Here is a 19,342-nt window from a genome sequence, read left to right on the forward strand (position 1 = left end):
CAAGTGAAATTTCTTTCAAGACAGCCTCCCTTTGACGCCCTGAAAAAGGCGTCTAGGATGCAACATGGCCGAAACTACACCTTCCACGCGTTCGTCCTTCAGCATCCCCTCGATCATCTCCGTGATTGCGGCGATCTGGAGTTTCTTCCAAGGCACCTTTGGCGGCTTGTTCCTCGCCATCATCGCCATCGTCTTCGGGCTGATCGGAGTGATGCTTTCCCTTTCTCCCGCCAAGCGGGGAGGAGTGGTCAGTACTTTTAGCATCGGTGTCGGCGTGATCGGGATCATCGCCGCCGTGATCAAAGCAATCATGTATTTGCTTGGCGGGGGCTGAGCGGGCTGCCTGCCGGGTGCTCCATGAGCACATGGGTTGCCGTCTCACCGGTGACCACGAAGCCACATCTCTCGTAGAGACCACGGGCGGGGTTCACCTTGAGCACCTGCAAGCGGGCGGGTTGCTTTTTCTGACAGGCCCTGATGATGACATCGGCGACGAGTTGCGAACCGAGCCCGCGGTTTTGCCATTCGGGAAGCAGTTCGATCAGGCGAAGGAAGACGTGATCAACCTCTTCGGCTACGGAGAGCGTACCCACGGCATGACCTCCAATTTCCAGGATTTCGAAGCTTCGCGGATCGAAATTTTCGCGGAAGCGCTCTTCTTGCCACACGTGGTCCCATCCCCATGTCTTGGCAGCGTAGTCCTGCATGGTGAGCACGTGAAGCTGCCAGAGAAAGGCCAGATCGTCCGCGTGTCCGGGGCGGCGTTTGATGGGTGATTCCCAAGCGGGGTGCCACGCGAAAAGGAAATAAAGATAGTGCCCTTCCGGGCTTGTCCCGCTGCCGACCGCGCGCCACCCCAAGGCGGAATAGAAGGCTAGTGCCGGTCCATTCTCCGCGACACATTTCAAGGTGAAGGGTCCGCTGCTTCTCGATGCGAGGTCTTCAAGAAGGGCCTTTCCGACGCCTTTTCTCTGATGGTCGGACGAGACAAAGAGATGGTGGATGAAGTTCTCGGCTTCCCACACGGAGATGAAGCCGAGGATTTCTCCGCTGTCATTTTCCGCGACGTGGATTGCTTCGCCTTCCGTCTGTTCGGCGAAGTCTTCCAAGGCATGGGAACCTGGATCTGTCCAAGTGAAGTACTCCCTCCTGGCATGAAGGAAGATTGCAGCAAGGGCGGGATGGTCTTCTTTCTTGGCAGCGCGGATCCTCATATCCAGCAGTCGTTTCAACGTAGCACCTGACCGAAGCCGACATCGTGGCCATCCAGATCCTGAATGCCGAATTCGCGGCAGCCGTAGGGCTGGGTACAGGGCCCGTAGTCGATCTTGGCACCCCTCTCCACAAACTCCGCATGCAGGGCTTCGGCGTCATCCACCCAGAAATAGGCGTTCCAGAGATTATGGGAAACGCTCCACAGTGGGACGATGTGCTTGGGCTCGTCCGCCTGCTTCAGCATGAGATACATCCCATCGCGATGCAGGATCACGAAATGAGGCGGCTCCCCGTAGAACTTGTCATATTGAAAGCCCATCGCGTCCCGATAGTGGTTCGCGGCAGCGACCACATCACGCACAAGGAAAACCGGGGAACTTGCCGTAAGCTTGGCGGGCATTGGCCAATGGCTAACGTGTCCTAGCCTGCTTTGGAATCACCAATCCCGCGGTCGCTCAGGAGCGCCACCGCTTGGTCAGTTCATCATAGGCATCGATCCGGCGATCACGGAAGAAGGGCCAGATCCGGCGGAAATTCTCCACAGCTCCGAGATCGAGATCATGATAGAGGATCTCCTCTTTCTCGGTGGAAGCTTTGGCAACCAGTTCACCGTAGGGATTTGCCACGAAGGAGCGGCCCCAGAACTCCGTATTCCCTTCGGTCCCCACGCGGTTAACCGCTGCGAGATAGCAGCCGTTCGCCACTGCGTGGCCTCGCTGCACCGTTTCCCAGGCGCAATGCTGGGCATCACCGAGCGTGGGCTTCTCTTCCGGCAGCCAGCCGATCGCTGTGGGGTAGACGAGCACTTGTGCACCGCCAAGGGCCATGAGCCGGGCGGCTTCTGGATACCACTGGTCCCAGCAGATCAGCACGCCGATCTTGCCGAATTTCGTATCCCACACCGGCCAACCGGTATCACCGGGAGTGAAGTAGAACTTCTCCTCGAATGCGGGGTCCTGCGGGATGTGACTTTTCCGATACAACCCGAGAAGTAGGCCATCCGCATCATGGATCGAGGCCGTGTTGTGATACAGGCCGGCACCGCGATGCTCGAAGAGCGATGAAATCAGTACGATACCGAGTTCCTTAGCCAGCTGCCCCAGTCGGTCCGTCACAGGGCCGGGAAGGGGATCGGCGAGATCGAAGAATGCCGGATCTTCGACCGTGCAGAAGTAGGGCGTGAGGAAGAGTTCCTGCGTCACGACAATGTTCGCGCCGCCTTTGGCCGCATCCCGGATGAGCGTCTCATGATGCTTGAAGGCTTCTTCCTTGGTGGCGAAACCACGGGATTGGAGCAGGGCGATGCGAGGCATGCGGAGAAGGAAATGCACGGTGCCTCGTCCGGCAAGCGAGGAAGCAGGTGGCGCGCTCCTCCATTGGGGCTATCGTCCCCGGATGAAGGCGATCATGTCAGGACTGGCGGCCCTCATCGCAGGGATCACGGGAGGGGCGGACGCTCAGGAAGTTATCGAACCTGCTCCGGCTTCCGATCCGGCCCCGGCGGTCCCACCCTTGGTGACCCGGGAACGGATGGTAGCGGAGCAGATCTTACGCCGCGGGGTTGGAGATTCGCAGGTCCTTGCCGCGATGCGGAAGGTGCCTCGCGACCGCTTCCTGCCGCCGGATGTGAAAAACCTGTCCTATGACGACCGGGCGATTCCCATCGGCTACGGGCAGACGATCTCCCAGCCCTACGTGGTCGCTTTCATGACCGATGCGCTCGATTTGAAGCCGACCGACAAGGTTCTGGAAATTGGCACTGGCTCGGGCTATCAGGCGGCCATTCTCGCCGAACTGGTAAAGGAGGTCTACACGATCGAGATCATCGAGCCGCTCGGGACGAGGGCTGCCGGAATCTTGTCGGAGCTCGGTTATAAGAACGTGAACACCCGCATCGGCGATGGTTATCGCGGTTGGAATGAAGCGGCTCCTTTTGACGCGATCATCGTCACGTGCTCACCCGATGCCATTCCGCAGCCCTTGATCGATCAACTCGCTGAAGGGGGAAGGATGATCATTCCGGTGGGTCCGCAAGGCGAACCGCAACAGCTTGTCTTGCTGCGGAAGAGCGGAGGACGCATCGAGCAGAAGAAAGTGCTTCCAGTCGTCTTCGTGCCGATGACGGGCGAGGTAGAGAAGAGGTGATCAGGCCGCGCTTTTCCGTCCGAAGAGCCGCTTCACCAAGGCGACTAGGGCGATGACTCCGATCACGACGAATTTCTTCGCGGCGATCAGGATGGTGCCGAGCTTTGCGAGCAGGCCCGCCTTTGTCGCGATCTTGGCGGCTACCGCTCCACCGAGCACCAGGCCTGCCAGCGAGTAGTCCGACTTTTTGTCGGTCGCTTCGTTGAAGTCGGCATAGCGATGGCCGCTATTGAATTGAACCATCGAGACGATACCCGGTGTGGCGGCTTCGACATCCGCCACGCGGTTCATCCCGGCGACGCCGTTGAGAACCAGCACTCCGCGACGTCCCAGAACACGGACGTTGTAGTTGAGCGTGTCTTCTTCGCTCTGAGGGCTTTTGAGCTGCTTCGCCCAGTGCAGGGCCTTGTTCTGCTTGTCATAGCGGGGCGGCACAGCCCAACCGACAAGTTCCAAGGTGGGAAAACCTTGGGTCTTAAGCGCTTCGTTGGCCTGGCGGTTGCCTTCTTTCAATTGGGAAAGGAGATCGTTGTAGTCGATCTCGTCGGCGTCGCTATCGCTGACGTGGCCGTCTTCAGAAAAGGAAATCACAATCGCCCAAGAATCTGGATTTTCCAGAGACTCGCCGGCAGGCACCACCATCCCCATCAGGTCCGACGCTTGTTGCGGAGGATTTCCCCAGAGATCCACCACGACCTTGCGAGCGTCGGCGGAGTCGATGAAGCGGAAACCTGCCGGAAGCTCCAAACGCGCGATCCCGCCCGGAAGTTGGGCGGTCCCTTCCGCATAGGTGATTCCCGCCAAGGCTTTCGCGACGAAGGCTTCGTTCGCGGCTTGGATTTCTTCCGGACTGAGCTGTCCGTCCTTGGCTGGGACGGGCGCTTCTTGTGCGAAGGCGAGACCGACGGCGAAGAGGAGCGGGAGGGCGGAAAGGAAGCGCATGATGAGGCTCTGCCTTTGCGCGCCCGGGCTCACAAGTTTATTCCCCGCGCAGGGGGAATCTCTTCCCGCCATCAGGATCCCGCGTCTGCTTTCTCCTTCGCGATCTTGTCCAAGATGCCGTTGACAAAGCGTCCGGAATCCGTGGTGCCAAAGCGCTTGGCGAGTTCGATCGCTTCATTGATCGCCACTGGTGCGGGGACCTCCGGATCGTGGAGAATTTCCCAAGTAGCGAGACGAAGGATCGCTCGGTCGACGGGATCGATACGCTCAGGAGCGAAATTCTCAACCACCGCTGCAAGACGCTGGTCGATGGACTCGCGTTCGCGGCGCACGGCATTGGCCATGGAGTCGGTTTCGCGGCGCAGGGAGGCGAGCGCTTCCTTGCTTTCGCGAAGCTTTGCCAAGTCTACCTGATCGGGAAAACGTTCCGGCTCCTCAACCATGCGGACGCGCTCGGAAATCCGGTCAAGACGGCGGATCGCTCCGGCGACTGGGTCCATCTGCGCCCTAAGGCCGGGGATGTCTTCCAAGGCTTGGAGGAAGCGCTTCCGGGCCAGGATCAGATCCTTGTCATTCCGGAAGAAGGCCGAGAGTGCAGGTTCGAAACGTTCGCTGAAGGCGTCGTCATCACTGTCGCGCGGAATGCGCGAGAGTTCGATCATGCCGGCGCTCCACTTGTTTTCGAGATCCGAAACTTGCTGCAGGTCCTTCGCCGTGCGCTCCAGATCCGGACGCGCGCGCAGGGTGGCCATGGCGACAGGGAGGCGATCCTGAAATTCCTTCAGCCGGGCTTCACGGCCGAGACTCAGGTGATGCAGGGTCTTCCATGTCGCCTGGAGAAGGGCGCGGCGATCCGACTCCGTGACAAATTGCCAGAAGGGTTCGCGGATGGAGGAGGGATCGGCCCCTCCTTCGAGATCGGCACAGTAAAGGAACTGCACCACCGCCTCGCGGATTTGTCGGCGACTAGGCATTGCGGGAAATCACGCGGGGCATGGAACGCTCGATCTCGCTGAAGATATCGACCATCGAGGCGGCGACGCGGGCCGCTTCACGGCCGCGGTTGAGATTGGATCCGATGCAGCGGGCGTAGGCCTGCTTTTCATCTTCCACCAGCAGAACCTCATGGATCACGGGCACCTTGTGTTTGATGGCCAGTTCTTGGAGGGAAAGGGTCACGGAATTCGCGATCAGATCTGCGTGTGAGGTCGCACCCTTGAGAATCACCCCCAAGGCGATCACGCAGGCTGGCGGGCTTTCGCCGCGGTCGAGGACGTTTGCGACGGTCACCGGAATTTCGAAGGCACCGGGCACACGGATGATGTCCACCCGGGTCTGGGGCATCAGCTCGCTCAGCTCGGCGACGGTGTTCTCCACCAGCGCATCGGCGAATTGCTCGTTGTATTTGCCCGCCACGATGCAAACGCGCATCCGCGGGCCGATGATTCTTGGTTTGGGCGGCAACGCCGAAGACATGGCCGGGGTATGGCGGCAGCTTGCGGAAAAGTCAACGGGGGGAATCTCCGGGAAAGTGGCAAGTAGCGGGTAGCGAGGAGCCAAGGTGAAAGAGACCCGCTTCCTGCTCCTTGCTGCTCGCTACTCAACGTTTTGCACCTGCTCGCGGATTTTCTCGAGTTCGGTCTTTGCCTCCACCACGTGCTGGGCGATTCCGGCGTCGGATGCTTTCGAGCCGATCGTGTTGAATTCCCGGTGGATCTCTTGGCAGAGGAAATCGAGGGGGCGGCCCGCGGGTTCACTTCCGGCCATGTATTCGCGGAATTTCCGGAAATGGGAGTCCAGTCGGGTGATCTCCTCGGAAACATCGGAACGGTCGGCGAAAATCACCAGCTCCCGGAGGACCCGCTCATCCTGCAGTTCCAGCTCCAAGCCGGCATCGCGGAGGCGTTTCGTCAGCAGTTCCCGGTAGCGTTCCGGGCGGGCGGGGGCCAGTTCGGCGATCGAAATGGCGGTTTTCTCCAGAAGGTCGAGGCGGGTGGAAAGGTCCTTGGCGAGGTCTTCGCCCTCGGCTGCACGCATCGCCAGGACCTGCTCGATCGCGACCTCCAGGGCCGGCTCGATGGCCGTCCAAGCCGCGTCGGCGGAAACCCCGCCTTCTTCGATCCGGATGATCCCTGAGGTGCGGAGGAAATCCGCGGCCTCTGGAAGGACATTCCGGCCGGTATGTTCGGAAATGGCGTCAAATGCGGATTCCAAGGCATCCACTAGGCGGAGATCGACACTGACCGGGGCGGTGGAACCGCTCGCACGCTCAAATTGAATGGTTACCTGGATCCGGCCACGGGAAATCGTGTTCAGCACCGCGCGGCGAATCTTCGGTTCCAGCTCGGTAAACTCCCGGGCGGATTGAACCACCACTTCCGCTTGCTTGCGGTTCACACAGGCGATCTCGACTGTCGCCGTCCCTTCATCCGCCGTGGCCGAGCCCCGGCCGAATCCCGTCATGGAATGCATGCGGCGGAGGCTGGCGGGCGGGGCGGGAACTGAGAAGAAAAATGGCGAGCAGTGCCTCCGCCTTTGGGAGGATCTCCTATCAAATGTCCGACATCCGGCGCTTTTCCTCGTCCGGGATGCTCTGGGGAGGCTCCTCGTCCTCCGACTTGGCCTCGGCCTTGGCTTCCTCCCCGGCCTTCCAGCCTTCTTCTGAAGAGGAAGGATCCCACGGGTCGCTACGGTCCTCTTCCTCGTGTTTGGTGTCCTTCTCGTCGCTGTCGGTGAGCAGGCGCTCCATCCGTTGCCGCTCCTCTTCTGCCTCGGCCTTCTCCTGCTTTTTCGCGTCGAAGTAGGCCAGCCAGATGCACAGCTCGTAGAGCACGATCATCGGCCCGGCCATCAGGCAAAGGGTAAAGGCGTCCGGCGTGGGAGTGATGATAGCGGCCACGACCGTGATCGCCAGGATCGCGTAGGCGCGGGTGCGGCGCATCGCCTCGTGGGTCAGCAAGCCGATCTTCACGAAGACCATCACAACCACCGGCAGCTCGAAGGAGAGGCCGAACAGTAGGGTGAATTGGGTCGCAAAGGTAATGTATTCCCCGATCCGCCAGTCATTGGAGACACCCAGCTTCGAGCTCCACTCGAAGAAGAAGGTCAGCGCCCGGGGAAGGACGAAATAATAGGCGAAAAAGACCCCGAAAAGGAAAAGCCCGAAGCCGATGACCAAGGCTGGCCACATGACCTTTTGCTCGTGCTGGTGCAGCCCCGGCAGGACGAACTGCAGGATGAAGAGCAGCAGAAGGGGAAACGAAACCACGATGCCGGCGAAGAACGCGAGCTTCATGGAAAGCATGAAGGTCTCTGTCGGCTTCAGCGCCGACATGAGCTGCAGGTTGCCGCGCACGTCGATCTCGGGGCTGGCGCCCTTTTCAAGTAGTCCGAGCGTGGTGCTCCGGACCGCAGGATCGGTTTGAACGCGCTCGAGGAAGCCTGCGTGCTTTTCCTTCGGCAGGACGGCGATGGCACGCAGCAAACGCACCAGTTCGACGCGGCCCAAGGTATCGGCATCGAACTCCTTCAGGAGGGTCTCACCGCGCTCCGGCCCCAAGGTGGAGGCGGCACGTTCGATTTTCTTGGCTTCCTCCCAGTTGTCGGGAGTGAGCTTCGGGCCGGATTCCACGGAAAGCTGGTTGCTCACGTGGATCAGCCGGACTTCTTCGACCGGCTTCCGGAGGATTGCCATCAGGTCATCCTGGAAGGCGAAACAGACGACCATGGAGATCATCAGTGTCACCAGGCAGCGGGTGATCATCACCCTCAGGTCGTCCAGATGGTCTAGGAAAGGCTTCTCGTGTTCCGGGTTCGCCTTGTCCCGCAGTTGGAAAACCTTCGTCAGCAAAAACATCTCAGGTCGCGGCGGATTCAAGGGGGAGACTGCCGCTCCTGCAAGGAGGATGACATGGGAAATGGGATGATTTCCCAGTTAATCGTTTCCCCGTGGAATTATGGAAAAAACTTCCAAGAAAGTTCCGGTTGCCGTGTCTTTTTCCATGAAAGCCATGAGTCCGCGTCCTCACCCGCATGGAAATCGCCGCAGCACCAGCCGTGATTGAAGTCCCGCAGGTGCTGCCTTCCGCCCCGACAACCGAGGAGAAACCCACTCTCCGACAGGTCTTCGAGGCGGAAGAGAGCCCCCTGCTGCGCTTCGCCCACGGCCTGACCGGCCGTCGGGAAACTGCGGAAGACCTCGTCCAAGAGGCCTTCCTCCGGCTCCACGCGCATTGGGAGGAGGTCGCCCACCCGAAAGCATGGCTCTACCGCTCTGTCCGAAATCTCGCCCTCAATCATCTCCGCGATCACAAACGGGAGTCCGGGGACGAGGTGCCGGACGCGGCGGACGACTCCCGTGGCCCCGACGGGCATCTGGCCCGGCTCGAAGCTGCAGGAGCCGTCCGCCTCCTCCTGGCCGAACTCCGCGAGGACGACCGGACGCTCATCGAGCTGAAATACAACGAGAACCTCAAATACGACCAGATCAGCCAGCGCACCGGCCTCAGCGTCGGGAACGTGGGCTACAAGCTCCACCACCTCCTCAAATCCTTGGGCGAAAGCCTGAGGCGGATGGGGATCGATAGCCCGGAAGGGTAGTCTTCCTCACCCTGCTCATCGATTCTTCTCCTTTTATCTCCTATCTCGACCTTCTCCATGAACGACGAATCCGACAAACCTCTGAGCCCCCCGGGCGATGACGCGCTGGAAGCGCGGATCGTGGCCTGGGTGCTCGGGGAGGCCTCCTCCTTCGAGGCGGCAGAGTTGGAAAAACTTTGCGCGGCCGATCCGGCCCTCCGCCGCTTCGAGCAGCGGATCCGTGACCTGCACGGCTTGATCGGGGAGGATGTGAAAGCGGGCACGGACCGGGATTGGCGCCTGCCTGAGGCGAAGCGTGCGAAGGTCACGGATTTGTTAGGGACGGATATCGTCCGGCTGGTGCCGGCGAAGTCGGCCGACCGCTATTTCAGGCGCCGCATCCTTTTGGCTGCTGCGGCCTGTTTGATGATCTCGGTCGTCGCCTATTCGACCTTCGGGACGAAGAACCAAAAACCGGAAGCTTCGCTCGCCCTTCAAGTTTCATCGAATGCCCCATCGGATCGTGTGGAACCGTTACGGAAGTCCGACGTGGCCAAGGAAGAGGCTGGTGCAGTCGCTGACGAAGGGGCACTTGCACTCAATGATGCCGCCTCTGCGGTTCGCGGCATCCAGCCAATGACCCGCGCAGCCGGTCCAGCGAAACCGGCGAGCCTTCCTTCCCAGGAGCAGTCGCAGATTTTGGCCAAGGCGAAGAAGTCTTTGAGTGGCGGAGTAGGTGGGGCTGGCGGAGTGGCGGGAGCCGACTCTTTCGCGGGCGCTGCACCCGCGGAAGCGGATAGTCTTGCGAGCAATACCGAACTCTCCCGAGGACAAGAGACCTTCGGGCGCAATCTGCGAGGAATGGCGGATGACTCCGGGAACGCGCCGATGAATACGGATCTCGCCGCAGTGGCCGAAGGGCCGGCGGCGATGCCCGAAGCAGAATCGGCTCCGGCGGATGTCCGGCTTAAAGAACTGGCGGATCTCGACCAGGAACGGACCGCTTCCGCTCCGGTTTCCCCGGCGGTTCCAGCGGTGACGCCGATGGCGCCGGGCATGGCAGCAGGGAAGGATGTCGAATCAGACCGCACTGCCGGGCAGACGGACCCTCAATTGGGGCTCAATTTTCTCTCTTCGAGTGATACCACCGGAGCGCCTGCCGATTTTTTCGATCTTCGGCGGATGGGAGAGGTTGAAGAAGGTCTGAAAGTTGCGCCGCAGCCGGGAATGCGGCTTGGCGGATATTTGTCTTACGATTCTGCGGAGCCTCCAACTTCACCGTTTTCGATGGATTCCGAGGCCTTGGATCGCTTGGCCAGGAACGCTCCGGGAATGGATGCTCCTTCTGATGCGCCGATCCCTCCAACTGGAGGGACAGCATTCGAATCAAGAGAGACCCCATCAGTAACGCCGATACCCGCTGAGCAACCGGTGGGCGAAGTAACGCGTTCCTTGGAAGGTACTGAAGAACTCCGGAAGAGGGGCAAATACGGAGAGATCAGGCAGATTGCCGACGCAGCCCTCGCGGCTGATCCAAATAACGCCGAAGCGAAACGCCTCAAGGAATCGCTCGGTGATCCCATCGCGACGAATCCGGAACTGAGCTATCAAACCGAAGAGCAGAAGGATAAGACCCGTCGCTCACTCTATACCGCTGAGGGATTCTACAATCTCGGCAAATACGATGAGGCGACCCGAGCCTACGAAGACGTCCTTCGGGTTGATCCTTTCAATAAGGCGGCGCGCCGTGGAATGGAGCGAGCCACCGTTGCTAAGTCCGACTACTATCGCGCCGCCTATGACCACACGCGGGCTGAATTGCTTGCCCAAGTGGATGAGGCTTGGGAAACCAGTGTGCCTCCGATGAAGGAGGGATCGAAGGAACTCAAGGAAAAGGCGCTGAAGGCAGAATCCGGCGCTTACAGCGGTCTTGCTCAGGAAGAAATGATCCGGCGTCAGAATGCGGTGGTCTTCTCTGACAAGATCAGGGACGAAGGGCGTCAGGCGTATGCCGATGGCAATTACCAGCTGGCGGTTGATAAATACAAAGAGGCGCTCCAGGAGCTTCCGGATGCTCCGGTGGTTAAAGACCGCAGGGACTATCTCGGTCTACTTCTCGCGGACGGGGCTAGCGCTCTAGGGGAGCAGTATGCCAAAACTGGCGACAAGGCGAAAACCCGCGAACTCGCGCTTGGAATCCTCGCCGTCGACCCGGGCAATGCCGTTGCGAAAGCACTACTTCTGGAAGAAAAGCCGAAGCCCGAGGAAAAGTCCGACGAAACCAGCGCCACCGCCCAACCCTTCTCCACTTTCTCACTGCACGTCAGCGATGCCTCCTTCAAGCTCGCGAAGGCTGCCTTGGAGCGTGGCGAACTGCCGGACCCTGCAAGCATTCGCCCTGAGGAGTTCTACAATGCCTTCGACTACGGCGACCCGGCGCCGGGCCGCGGTGAGCCCGTGGCATGCCTGCTGGAACAATGTGCGAATCCGATCACTCCCCAACGGAATCTGGTGCGCATCGCGGTCCGGGCTGGTTCCGCAGGGCGTGGTCAGTCCACCCCGCTGAATCTTACCTTGCTGCTGGATAGCTCCGGCTCGATGGAGCGCGAGGATCGTCATCAAGGCATGACCATGGCCGTGCGGCAGTTGGCAGGCCTTCTTAAGGAAGGGGACAGTGTTAGTGTCATCGGCTTCTCGCGGCAGCCACGCTTGCTCGTAGACCGCTTGCCTGGGGCCCGGGCCAAAGAGCTGAATGTCCTGCTTGCCCAGACGCCATCGGAAGGTGGCACGAATCTGGAGGAAGGACTGAAGCTTGCGGAAGAGCTGGCCAAGCGGCAGTTCAATGCCGCCGCGCAAAACCGTATCGTGCTCTTTACGGACGGCGCGGCGAATCTCGGCGATGCCGAGCCGGAAACCTTGCAGGCCAAGATCGAAGCCATGCGTCAGGATGGCATCGCCTTCGACGCAGCGGGCTTCGGTACCGACGGCCTCAATGACAAGCTGCTGGAGCGCCTGACGCGAAATGGTAATGGCCGCTATTACATCGTCGATCGTCCAGAGGATGCGGATGCGAACTTTGCCAAGCAACTTGCCGGGGCCTTCCGTCCCGCAGCGGAGAATGTGAAAGTGCAGGTGCGCTTCAATCCGGCGCGCGTGGGCAAATACAAGCTGATCGGCTTCGAGGAACACCGTCTTAACAAGGAGGACTTCCGCAATGATGCCGTGGATGCCGCGGAGATGGCCGCGGAAGAAGCGGGGAATGCACTCTATCAGATCGAGCCCTTGCCCGGCGGGGAAGGCGAGATCGGAGAAGTCAGCGTGCGTTTCCGCGATGCGGCCAGCGGCCAGATGGTCGAGCGCACCTGGGCCATTCCCTACGAAGCCCAAGCGCCGGCCTTCGATCTTGCGTCTCCTTCCATCCAGCTTGCGGGTCTTTCCGCCTTTGCAGCGGAAAAGCTGCGGCAGACCCCAACTGCAGCCTCCATCGATTTCCAACAACTCGGGCCGATCTTTGCCAAGGTGAAGGCCCGCTATCCTAACAGTCAGGCCGTGTCCGATCTGGGCGCGATGATCGGGAAGCTGAAGTAAGCTCTCCGAATTTACCGACCCTTTACCCAACCCCGCCATGCGAACGGCGATGGTAGCTCTGTGCCCTCATCCTCCAAAGTCATGAAACCGTTAGAGAAGATACTCCGGCATTTCACATTTCTCTTCGTCCTGATTCCGGCCCTTGCGGCCGGGCAGGCGAAGGAGGATGCCGTCGTCCTCGTTCCGCTCGATAAGATCGCGGAGAAGCCCGCCCCTCTCTTCTTTTCGGCAGATGCCACAAGCGTCGTAAACGTCTTTCCCTCGAGCACCCAACATCAGATCACAGTGAAGTTCCGCGTCCATCAGGGGCGTCCGGAGACCTTGAGCCTCGGTTTGGCGGGGGTGGGAGAAATTGATTCCGTCACCGGAGACGGCTTGGCCACCTGGACCCTGAGAAAAGAGGCGGATGGCAGCCGCTTCCTTGACTTCAAGCCGGTCATCCCGGCCGTGAATGCTCCTGATCCGCTGCCGAAGGAATTCACCTTTGTCGTCAATGCCCGGCACGAGGTGCCTGCGGAACAAAGCGGGCAAGCCTTTGATCTCTTGCATCCGGCTCCCGGCGCGGCAGTGGGCTTTTCTTCTACCGTCGAACTCAAGAACGAAGGCGATGCCATCGCCCGCGTGGTTGAAGTCACCGGTCTGCAGCCCCTGCAGGGCATGACTGACCGCTTCTTTACGGGAAACGGAAAGCTGCGCGTCGCGCTCGGCCTGAAGAGCAATGCCGCTCGCCCCGTCGAATTGGTGAACATTGCCCTCAACGGCAAACCCGCGGACGACCTCAGCGGGATCTCCTTCCTGCTCCGTGGTGAGCTGAACGTCACCCGCCCTGGCGAGGCGATGGAGTTACTCGAAGGTGCAGCCCTCAGCGGTGCCGCTTCGGGCGAAGGTTGGTTCACGCGCTTGAAGAAACAGGGTGACGGCTTTGTTCACGAGATTGTCGGAGAACGCGCAGGCACTTTTCCTTTCGAGCTCTCATTCGAGGCTCCCTTGGTGCGCTCCGGAGATTGGCGCGGGGTCGATTTCAAGCTTCAGGGCGGCGCGGTGGTTCCCGTAAGCATCGAGGGCTTGGAAGAAGGTGTCTCCTTCAAGCAGGACGATCCGGTGGTGCCGGAGCATCGCGATGGAAAGTGGACCGGCTTCCTCCCCGCAGCCGGGAATGCCAGCTTCGCGTGGAAGAGCGGACGGGTGGAGGGCGAGGGTGCCCTGTTCTTTTCGAGCAGCGAGATTGCGGAAACCCGTGTGGGGGCCGGGATCGCACGACGCTATTCACGCATTGGCTACCGGGTGCTTCAAGGAAAGCTGGAGTCGCTTGAAATCCGTGTCGATGGGATTGGCGAGATCCTTGCGATGAAAGGGCCTCAGGTCTTGAATTGGTCGCTCGTTGAAGAGGCGGGCAGCCGCATGCTGGAGGTCCGCCTTAGCCGTCCGATCGAAGGGCAGGGCGACATTGAGATTGAAGCCCAGTCCGCCATCGGTTCCTTCCCGGCGAAGCTTGATCCCCTCCGCTTTGCCCCGATTGGAACCCTGCGCCATAGCGGCTATCTGCGCGTGGCGAATGAAGGTGCCGTGCGTCTGGAGATCGTCGCAGCCAGCGGGCTGATGCAGCTTTCTCCTGCTCAATTTCCTTGGGCAAAGGAAAACGACGGCTTCCGCCAGGCTTTCGTCTATCGCTTCCCTTCGGCGGAATATTCCTACGGCATCGCAGCCGATCAGGTAATGCCGGAGGTCTCTCTGACTGAGACCACCATCCATGAACTCGTCGAGACCGATCGGCGGATTGTTTCCGATCTCGAGCTTGATATCCGCGAAGCGCCGTTGCGCGAATGGACCGTGGAGGTGCCGGAGGATTTCGCGGTGGCAGCCGTGCAGGGGGAACCGGTCGCCGACTACAGCCTTGCCACGGAAGCGAAGGAGGGCCGGCGCTCGCTGAAGATTCTTTTCAACGGTCCACTGATCGGCCGACATCTCGTCACGCTGCGTTTGGAAAAGAACCTCAGTCCGCAGCCCGGCGAATGGGTATTGCCCGTTCTTGTCTATCCCGGCGTGAAGAGCTCGCGCGGTTTCATTGGCGTGGTCTCTGCCGCGGGCTATCGCGTCGTGCCCGGGAATACGACAGGCCTTGCAGAGATCCCCCCGGACTACTTCCCGAAGAAGCAGCCCGGTTTGCAGCAGGCCTTCCGCATTCGGGAAATGAAGTGGAGCGCCACCATGAAAATCGAAGCCTTGGGTCAAAGCATCCAGGCCGATGTCTTTCATCTCTATTCGCTAAAGGAAGGAGAGGTTTCTGTCAGCGTGCTGGTGAATTACTTTGTGGTCGGAGCTCCGGCGTCCCAATGGCGCATCCGCGTGCCTGCGGGCTTGGGAGATGTGCAAGTGACCGGACAGAATATCGGTGTCGATTGGCGGCAGGAAGGCGATTTGCTGGTCATTCCCCTTGCTCGTCCCGTGATCGGCACCGGGACGGTGCTGGTCACTTTCAATCAACCGATGAGCGCGCGTGGTGGAGAACTTTCGCCGGGTGAAGTACGGCCGCTCGATGTCCAGTCGGAGCGAGGCTATGTGCAGGTGGTTAGCCCGCTACAGGTGAAATTCGAGGATACCCGGAGCGAGGGTTCTTTGCTCAAGATCGAGGCCTCTGAGCTGCCGGCGGAGTACCGCCTGCTGAGCAGCGCCCCGACTTTGGGTGCATGGCAGTACACTGCCGCGGACATCTCTCTCGGAACGAAAGTCGAATGGTATGTTCCAGGTGAGACGATCGAGCAGCTCGTCGATCGTGCCGATCTTTCCAGCCGGGTTTCACGGGACGGCCAAGTGGTTACGGATGCACGGCTCTTTGTGAAAGCGCGTGGCCGCAGTGTGCTCGGCATTACCCTGCCCGAGCATGCCTCGCTGTGGGAAGCAAAGGTCGGGGGCGCGATCGTCAATGCCCGGGAGGACGGAAAGAAGATCCTCGTGCCGCTCGATGGCCAGGCAGATCCGAATGACCCGATCGAAGTGCTGCTTCGCTACGGGGTTCCAGCCGCAAGTGCCACCTCGCCGGTGCTCGCCACTCCACAATTGGATGCCCCCACGGTCTTCACCGGATGGAAAGTCAGCGCGGATGAGAACCGCAGGCTCGTTCCGAAGATGGGTCAATTGAAGCCGGTGGCACCGGTGTTGACGGAGACCGGAGCAGAGTGGATCGATGCGAAGGCGCGGGTTATCACGGCGTGGATCCTGATGGTGGCCGCTGTGGGGCTGGTACTGTCCCGCATTGCAAAAGTTCGTGCCCTTGGTGCGCTTTTCACCGCGGGAGCCGGAGTGTGGGCGCTCCTGCTGGCGGGCCGCGCTTTTACAGAGCGCCGGGTAAATCTCGGATCCTTGGAGTTCGCCATGCCGGTGGTTCCTCCATCCGAGGCGATCACCGTCCAGATAGGGAATGTCGCACCATGGCTGGCGATGTTGAGCGTGGGAGGAATCCTCCTCGCGCTGCTGGGGATCGGAGCGATCGTTCATGGCTTCATCCAGGCCAAGTGGTCTTCGTGGACCTTGCCGGTAGGCGTCGCGCTGCTTGCCCTCGGCTTGCTGTTGCAGCGGATGGGTGCGGTGGCTTTCTTTGCCTGCTTTGGTAGCGCGCTGCTGCTGGGCAAGGCGCTACCTGTTCTGCTTTCGCTGATGCGGCGTCCTGCCGTGGCCGCGACTGCTTTGGTCCTGTTCTCTTTCTTCACCTCCTTGACGCACGGCGAGGAGGTCGCTCCGGCAGATGCCTTCTCACCGCTGGAATCCGCGGTGCATACTTGGAGGATCGCGGATGGCCGGCTGACCGGAGAGGTCATTTTGGAAGCGCGAGGTAAAGCCGACGAGCGGCATCTCCTCCTGAAGGCGCCTGCGGTCCTCACCAGCTTTGAGGGGGACGGTTGGCGCGTGGTGAAAGCACCTGTCGAAGGGCAGGAGGCTTACCTGCTCGTCGGCGTGGTGGATGGGAAGAAGAGGGGCAAGGCGACCTTTGAAATGCCGCTCCCGAATCCCCAGGCTGGCTGGCAGTTGCCCTCCGGTGCCGCGGCGGTGCAGAGGGTCAGTGTCCGTTGGAACCAGGCGGGCTGGGAGTTTGGTTCCCCGCAGGCGGCGAAGGTTACTCAAGTGGCAGGCCAAGGTGAAAGTGGTGCCGATCTCATTCTGAAGCCGGCGTCGGACATCAGCTTGGTGACGCGTCCCATGCAGCGTGATGCCGCTGCCGAGCAGACCCAGTTTTATGCAGAGATATCCGATCTCTACATACCCGGTGCGGGGATGGTGAGCGGCAGGCACTTCGTGGCAATCCGGCCTTCCCGCGGTGTGGTGAGGGAGCTCACCCTTGTCGTCCCGGAAGGGTTCACGGTCGGTGAAGTGGTTGACGGACCGGTTGGCGCATGGAGATTCAATCCGGAGAGCAGGGAGCTGAAGGTGGCTATCGAGCCTGCCCAGCAGCAGCCTTTTACATTCATCATTGGCACGCAGCGAGGCACGGCAGCCTTGCCCGTGGATCTTACGCTTGCACCGCTACAGGTAAATGGCGCGGCGGGTTCCTTCGGCCTGCTTGGCTTGGGCTTCGGAGATGATTCCCAGGCGGAAGCGGTCGAGGCAAAAGGGATGAGCGCTGTGAATCTCGATGACTTCGAACAAGGCCTGCTTCCTAAGGACCGGGAAGGACGTTCTCTTGCCGTGCTTCATCGTGCCTTCCGTCACGGAGGCGCGGAGGCGTCCGTGACTTTAAAGGTCGCGCCGGTGGCGCCGGAGATCCGGGCGGAGACGAAGCAAACGCTGTCTCTTGGCGAAGACCGGATGGTGCTGGCGATTGATCTCACCGCATCGATCACGCGCTCGGGCGTCTTCAAGCTCTCGCTCGAAGTTCCGGCGGAGTTCGAGATCGAATCGGTTACCGGTGCGGCCCTCGCCCAGTGGACAGAGACAAAGGAAGATTCATCGCGCTTGTTGAATCTCCATTTGAATGGACGCACGATCGGTCAGCAGGTTTTCGCGATCACACTCGCGGCGCCATCTCCCGGAGCTCAGCCTTCGTGGGCCGCGCCGCGTGTTTCGCTGCGCAATGCGGGGAGGCAAACCGGGACACTCACGGTCGTGCCGGATCGTGGCTTGCAGGTGCGCGCCATCACGCGGGACAAGGTTTCGCAGCTGGATCCCCGTGAAGCCGGCGTGCCGCGTCCGGGGGCGCTTGCCTTCCGATTGCTTCAGTCCGATTGGGCCCTTTCTCTCAATATCGCGAAACTGGATCCTTGGGTGACGGCCCAGATCCTGCACGAGGTTACCTTGCGCGAAGGCCAGACCCTTGGCCGCGTGCGCTTGGCCTACCGGATCGAGAATGCCGCCATGAAGAGCTTGCGCGTGCGGATTCCCGGCCTGGATCCGGGTGCTGCGGCCACGGTTCGGGCCAGCGGTCCGGCCGTCGCCGATATCGTGCCGGTGATCGGGGAAGAGGGATTGTGGGAGATTCGCTTCCAGAGGGGGATCGCCGGAGCTACCATCGTGGATATCGAGTTTCAGCAGCAGAGCGCTGCGGGTCGCGTCGAAATAGCCCCTCTTGTTCCTGCGGAAGTACGACAGAGCTCGTATTTTGTGGCAGTGAGAACCGCGGGCAGGCTGGAGATGACTCCTGCTCCGGAGCCGCGCGGTTGGCAGCAGATCGATTGGGGTACGGTGCCGGAGATCTTGCGTGATTCCTTTTCCGGTCAGGCTCCTGCCAAGATCTATCGCGTGGCCGAGGCCGAGGCACCGCTGGCCATCGACCTGAAGCGCCACGGCTTGGCGGGCACTCTCAGGCTCCGCGTGGAAAGCGCCAACTTGACCTCCTTGGTCGCTCCGGGCGGCGCGGCCTTGACTGCGGTGGATCTGGCCATGCAGGTTGGCGAAAAGGGGCCCTTGAAGCTGACCCTGCCAAAGGACGCGGTCCTTTATAGCGTCTTCGTGAACGAGGATGGCGTGCCGGTAGTTCAGAACGGTGACCAGTCGATGTTCTACGTCTACCCCGCGCCGGAAGGAAACCGGCCCACTCCGGTGCGCTTCATCTATTCGACGCCGAAGGGTAGCAGCTCCGAGCTTGAAGGACCGATGCTGGACGTGCCGCTTGAGAATCTCACCTGGCGAGTGATCCTGCCTGAAGGATGGCGGCTCAGGGATCATTCGGGTGACTTTGATCTTCAGCGCCAGCTTTCCGGCGCGGAGGCTGAGGACTACGCCGGCTTCATTTCCCGCAAGCGGGCGGCGGGGAAGCAGGATGCCGTGGCGCTCTTGGATCAAGCCAATGTCTGGCTTCAGAGCGGCGAGCAGGAGAAGGCGGGACAGGCCTTCGGCAAGGCGATCCGGAATGGCTTTCTCGACCAAGCATCGAACGAGGATGCCCGCGTCCAATTGCACAAGCTCAAGACCCAGCAGGCGACCCTTGCGCTGAATACCCGTCGCCAGAGGCTGTATCTCGACAATCGCTCCGAGGTCGCCCTCGGGAATGTCCAGTTGGAGAAGGCTGCTGACCAGAACCCTCTTCTACAGGGGCATTTGAACTATGATCCCCGCGAGTTTGAGCGCCTGTTGGAAGGAAACACCGTGGATGAAAACACCGCGATGAAAGCCATCGCTGATCGCATCGTGAACCAGCAGCTCGCCGCGGACCCCGCGCCTTCGGCTCTCGATGTTACGCTTGAGGAACGTGGCACTATCCTGGACTTCAGGCGCAGCGTGCAGGTGGATGGTAACAAGCCCATGCACCTGAAGCTGGACGTGGCTCCGGTTCAGCGAGGCGGATGGCTGTATGGAATCATCGTCAGCGTGCTCGGGGCCGCAGTCGTGTCCCGCAGGAAGTAGCAAGGCTTTGCCATCCGTGCGGCGGGCGTTCGTGAGTCCG

13 protein-coding genes are annotated in these 19,342 nt (G+C 60.7%); 5 read left to right on the forward strand and 8 right to left on the reverse strand.

Annotation, left to right across the window (positions count from 1 at the left end; translation table 11 throughout):
- Positions 1-64 precede the first annotated feature (64 nt).
- Positions 65-334, forward strand: a complete 270-nt coding sequence (locus HHL09_RS20390) for a hypothetical protein (RefSeq protein ID WP_169456477.1) — start codon at positions 65-67, stop codon at positions 332-334.
- On the opposite strand, the gene HHL09_RS20395 is transcribed toward HHL09_RS20390, so the two are convergent.
- Genes HHL09_RS20395 through HHL09_RS20405 form a run of 3 tightly spaced genes read right to left on the reverse strand, consistent with a single transcriptional unit; the run spans position 309 to position 2,528 of the window.
- Positions 309-1,232 carry a GNAT family N-acetyltransferase gene (locus HHL09_RS20395; protein WP_169456478.1) on the reverse strand — a complete coding sequence of 308 codons (924 nt, stop codon included), beginning with the start codon at positions 1,230-1,232 and terminating at the stop codon, positions 309-311. The genes HHL09_RS20390 and HHL09_RS20395 overlap by 26 nt on opposite strands.
- On the reverse strand, positions 1,229-1,615 hold the full coding sequence (locus HHL09_RS20400; protein WP_169456479.1) for a VOC family protein: 387 nt from the start codon (positions 1,613-1,615) through the stop codon (positions 1,229-1,231). Before HHL09_RS20400 ends, HHL09_RS20395 begins: the two co-directional genes overlap by 4 nt.
- A 55-nt stretch (positions 1,616-1,670) precedes the next feature.
- Complete coding sequence (locus tag HHL09_RS20405) at positions 1,671-2,528, reverse strand: carbon-nitrogen hydrolase (protein WP_169456480.1); 858 nt, start codon at positions 2,526-2,528, stop codon at positions 1,671-1,673.
- Between the two features lie 19 nt (positions 2,529-2,547).
- Here HHL09_RS20405 and HHL09_RS20410 point away from each other — a divergent pair, with 19 nt between their 5' ends.
- Positions 2,548-3,360: a protein-L-isoaspartate(D-aspartate) O-methyltransferase gene (locus HHL09_RS20410; protein WP_240963673.1), complete on the forward strand. Its 813-nt coding sequence runs from the start codon at positions 2,548-2,550 to the stop codon at positions 3,358-3,360.
- Here HHL09_RS20410 and HHL09_RS20415 read toward each other — a convergent pair whose 3' ends face one another.
- From HHL09_RS20415 to tatC, 5 genes are all read right to left on the reverse strand, one after another.
- Complete coding sequence (locus HHL09_RS20415; RefSeq protein ID WP_169456482.1) at positions 3,361-4,302, reverse strand: DUF2167 domain-containing protein; 942 nt, start codon at positions 4,300-4,302, stop codon at positions 3,361-3,363.
- Positions 4,303-4,373: 71 nt separating this feature from the next.
- On the reverse strand, positions 4,374-5,276 hold the full coding sequence (nusB, locus tag HHL09_RS20420; RefSeq protein ID WP_169456485.1) for a transcription antitermination factor NusB: 903 nt from the start codon (positions 5,274-5,276) through the stop codon (positions 4,374-4,376).
- Positions 5,269-5,733 carry a 6,7-dimethyl-8-ribityllumazine synthase gene (gene ribH / locus HHL09_RS20425; RefSeq protein ID WP_240963674.1) on the reverse strand — a complete coding sequence of 155 codons (465 nt, stop codon included), beginning with the start codon at positions 5,731-5,733 and terminating at the stop codon, positions 5,269-5,271. Before ribH ends, nusB begins: the two co-directional genes overlap by 8 nt.
- A gap of 165 nt (positions 5,734-5,898) precedes the next feature.
- The gene (locus HHL09_RS20430) at positions 5,899-6,774 is read right to left on the reverse strand and encodes a YicC/YloC family endoribonuclease (protein ID WP_169456489.1); all 876 of its coding nucleotides are present in this window, start codon (positions 6,772-6,774) and stop codon (positions 5,899-5,901) included.
- 79 nt (positions 6,775-6,853) lie between these two features.
- Complete coding sequence (gene tatC, locus HHL09_RS20435) at positions 6,854-8,158, reverse strand: twin-arginine translocase subunit TatC (RefSeq protein WP_169456491.1); 1,305 nt, start codon at positions 8,156-8,158, stop codon at positions 6,854-6,856.
- A 176-nt stretch (positions 8,159-8,334) separates the two neighbouring features.
- On the opposite strand from tatC, the gene HHL09_RS20440 reads away from it, so the two are divergent.
- The 3 genes from HHL09_RS20440 to HHL09_RS20450 all read left to right on the forward strand — a co-directional run bounded on the left by HHL09_RS20440 (position 8,335) and on the right by HHL09_RS20450 (position 19,302).
- A complete protein-coding gene (locus tag HHL09_RS20440) occupies positions 8,335-8,901 on the forward strand; it encodes an RNA polymerase sigma factor (RefSeq protein WP_169456493.1) in 567 nt (188 codons plus the stop codon).
- A gap of 57 nt (positions 8,902-8,958) precedes the next feature.
- Positions 8,959-12,468 (forward strand): YfbK domain-containing protein, encoded by a 3,510-nt coding sequence (locus tag HHL09_RS20445; RefSeq protein WP_169456495.1) that lies wholly within the window; start codon positions 8,959-8,961, stop codon positions 12,466-12,468.
- 81 nt (positions 12,469-12,549) lie between these two features.
- On the forward strand, positions 12,550-19,302 hold the full coding sequence (locus HHL09_RS20450; RefSeq protein WP_169456497.1) for a hypothetical protein: 6,753 nt from the start codon (positions 12,550-12,552) through the stop codon (positions 19,300-19,302).
- Positions 19,303-19,342: the final 40 nt, after the last annotated feature.

Origin of the sequence: Luteolibacter luteus, assembly GCF_012913485.1 — a bacterium.
In the GTDB taxonomy this organism is placed as follows: Bacteria; Verrucomicrobiota; Verrucomicrobiia; order Verrucomicrobiales; family Akkermansiaceae; genus Haloferula; species Haloferula lutea.

Excerpts from the sequence above, each read along its gene's own strand:
- HHL09_RS20390 (WP_169456477.1), top strand. The coding sequence starts at position 65 with ATGGCCGAAACTACACCTTCCACGCGTTCGTCCTTCAGCATCCCCTCG.
- HHL09_RS20400 (WP_169456479.1), bottom strand. The coding sequence starts at position 1,615 with ATGCCCGCCAAGCTTACGGCAAGTTCCCCGGTTTTCCTTGTGCGTGAT.
- HHL09_RS20405 (WP_169456480.1), bottom strand. The coding sequence starts at position 2,528 with ATGCCTCGCATCGCCCTGCTCCAATCCCGTGGTTTCGCCACCAAGGAA.
- HHL09_RS20415 (WP_169456482.1), bottom strand. The coding sequence starts at position 4,302 with ATGCGCTTCCTTTCCGCCCTCCCGCTCCTCTTCGCCGTCGGTCTCGCC.
- nusB (WP_169456485.1), bottom strand. The coding sequence starts at position 5,276 with ATGCCTAGTCGCCGACAAATCCGCGAGGCGGTGGTGCAGTTCCTTTAC.
- ribH (WP_240963674.1), bottom strand. The coding sequence starts at position 5,733 with ATGCGCGTTTGCATCGTGGCGGGCAAATACAACGAGCAATTCGCCGAT.
- HHL09_RS20430 (WP_169456489.1), bottom strand. The coding sequence starts at position 6,774 with ATGCATTCCATGACGGGATTCGGCCGGGGCTCGGCCACGGCGGATGAA.
- tatC (WP_169456491.1), bottom strand. The coding sequence starts at position 8,158 with ATGTTTTTGCTGACGAAGGTTTTCCAACTGCGGGACAAGGCGAACCCG.
- HHL09_RS20440 (WP_169456493.1), top strand. The coding sequence starts at position 8,335 with ATGGAAATCGCCGCAGCACCAGCCGTGATTGAAGTCCCGCAGGTGCTG.
- HHL09_RS20445 (WP_169456495.1), top strand. The coding sequence starts at position 8,959 with ATGAACGACGAATCCGACAAACCTCTGAGCCCCCCGGGCGATGACGCG.
- HHL09_RS20450 (WP_169456497.1), top strand. The coding sequence starts at position 12,550 with ATGAAACCGTTAGAGAAGATACTCCGGCATTTCACATTTCTCTTCGTC.